General features: G+C 35.7%; 3 protein-coding genes. All 3 read right to left on the bottom strand.

Going from position 1 to position 2,195, the window contains the following annotated elements; translation table 11 throughout:
- Positions 1-130: 130 nt before the first annotated feature.
- Genes KC460_05185 through KC460_05175 form a run of 3 tightly spaced genes read right to left on the bottom strand, consistent with a single transcriptional unit; the run spans position 131 to position 1,981 of the window.
- Positions 131-607: a hypothetical protein gene (locus KC460_05185; protein MCA9770735.1), complete on the bottom strand. Its 477-nt coding sequence runs from the start codon at positions 605-607 to the stop codon at positions 131-133.
- Between the two features lie 28 nt (positions 608-635).
- Entirely contained in the window at positions 636-1,511 is an 876-nt protein-coding gene (locus KC460_05180) for a zinc metalloprotease HtpX (protein ID MCA9770734.1), read from the bottom strand.
- 20 nt (positions 1,512-1,531) lie between these two features.
- Positions 1,532-1,981 carry a MerR family transcriptional regulator gene (locus KC460_05175; protein ID MCA9770733.1) on the bottom strand — a complete coding sequence of 150 codons (450 nt, stop codon included), beginning with the start codon at positions 1,979-1,981 and terminating at the stop codon, positions 1,532-1,534.
- Positions 1,982-2,195: the final 214 nt, after the last annotated feature.

Here is a 2,195-nt window from a genome sequence, read left to right as displayed (position 1 = left end):
GGGAGTACATTAAAAATCAATAAACTTTTGAAGGGCTATGAAAAGCGGTGGCTTTTAAGCCACCCGTGCATTTACTTGTGCAATTGGTGGCTCAGCAGATCGATTTATAGAGGATTTTTACCAAATAACCCTAATTTACAACTGTTTTCTTTTTCGGTTGCCAACGGCGCAAGAGTTCCTGAAAAAGTATATCTTTAGCCAGTTGGGCAGGATTGTCTGTCGCGTCTTTTTGTGCTTTTTGTGCACTCAAGTGAATTTCTGAATCATCGTAGTGTTTTGAGTCGATATGATCAAGCTCTGGCAGTATGCTTTTTTGTGCAATTTGTTCTGTCTCGTACTCAGAAAATGCTTCAATAAAAAGTGCTTCAAGCATGCCAAAAAAGTCCAAAATTGTGTGTTGAATATTTTCAAGTGTTTTAAATTGCTCTAGATCTTGCTTATTGACTATTTTTTTATACAAACCTTTTTTTAATGCAGTTTTTAGCATTCGTCTAAACTTGGCATTGTCATGTTCCATAAACCAATGCAAAAGGCAAAGTAATTCATAAGAAATGACTAATTGTTCCTGTGGTTCCAATAGAGTGCTTGAAGAATGTTTCAGTGACATGAGGTAAACCTTTTGTAAATAAAAGCATTTAAAATCGCTTGCCATGCATTTGTTCGTATAATTTTTGTAATCGTTCAACTCGTTTGCGCATTGGTGGATGCGTAGAAAATAAAGAAGCCCATCCATTCGTAGTAAATGGGTGGACAATAAATAGTGGTGCGGTAGTTGCACGTGTTGCATCTTTATTGTCCATATGCGCACGCGGGATGTTGTTGTGTAATTTTTCTAATGCGCTTGCAAGTGCAAGTGGATCATGTGAGTAATGTGATCCTGTTTCATCTGCTAAATATTCACGTGATCGAGAAATAGCAAGTTGAATGAGCATTGCTGCAATGGGCATAAGCATTGCAACTAATAGCATAAAAATAGGATTACCGCGTTGGCGTCGGTCGTTACTCATTGAACCCCAAAATGCTGCGTATTGTATCATGTTTGCTAAATATCCAATAGCAGTTGCTACAGTGGCAGCAATAGTTGAAACTAAAATGTCCCTATTTTTTACGTGCGATAATTCATGAGCAAGTACGCCGCGCAACTCGTGTGTGTCAAGAACTTCTAAAATACCAGTGGTAACTGCAATTGATGCATGGCTTGGATTTCGCCCAGTTGCAAATGCATTTGCCATTGGTGTATTGATTAACCATAATTTTGGCATTGGTATTTTCATAGTAAGAGCAAGCTTTTGTACAATATCATATAGCCAACTATATTTTTCTGCGTCTAGTTTTTGTGCGCGATACATTTTTAGTACAATCGTTTCTGAAAAAAAGTAGGCTATTCCATTCATAACGAGTGCCATAATGAGCGCAAATTGCAACCCTGCAGTACCACCAAAAAGTTGACCAAGAAGGAGCAATAAACTACTGAGAGCACCGAGCAACAAAACTGTTTTAATTTTATTTATCCACATATGTACTCCTTGAGTTAATCTTCATCGTATTCAATTTCCCAATTATCAACATCGAAAATTTGAGATTGCTTAGTATCATGATTTCTATTTGTTTCGTTTTTGAGTTGTAATAACTTTTGTGCGTTATCACGGGCTGCTTGCTTGGTAACTTCAGTTTGTTTTTCAAGTTGTTGATTTGCTTGTTCAAATAGCTTATTTATATTTTTTTGCATTAACTTGATCTGTTTTTTAAGTTTTAAGATCATTTCCACACCAGCTAAATTGATACCCATTTGATGTGTTAAATAAATAATTTCTTCAAGTCGATCTACATCTTCTTCAGAAAAAAGGCGTGTGTTACCAGCCGAACGTTTTGGGCAAATAAAGCCTTCTTTTTCGTATAAACGAATTGTTTGCTGGTGTACAGAGAACATCTTAGCAACAGCAGAGATAGAAAAGTGCCCTTTTTTTCTTTTTATCTTCATAATGGTATACCAACTTTGAGAATATATAGTCTTACGACCATACCACACTATTTTGACAGTATACCATATATGGCAAAACAAATCATGCAAATACTAACACACCGATAGAGTAACGAAATAAGAATTTTCATATAGAAAATATTTGATATGATGTATAAATGGAGCGAATTGTGAAATTAAAAAATAAGTAAAAATAGAGTAGGCTAGCTTCGTT

It is taken from the genome of Candidatus Dependentiae bacterium, assembly GCA_020431705.1.
Taxonomy (GTDB): domain Bacteria; phylum Babelota; class Babeliae; order Babelales; family Vermiphilaceae; genus JAGQHQ01.
Note: the sequence above shows the minus strand (reverse complement) of the source record. Positions and strands in the feature narration are given on the sequence as shown.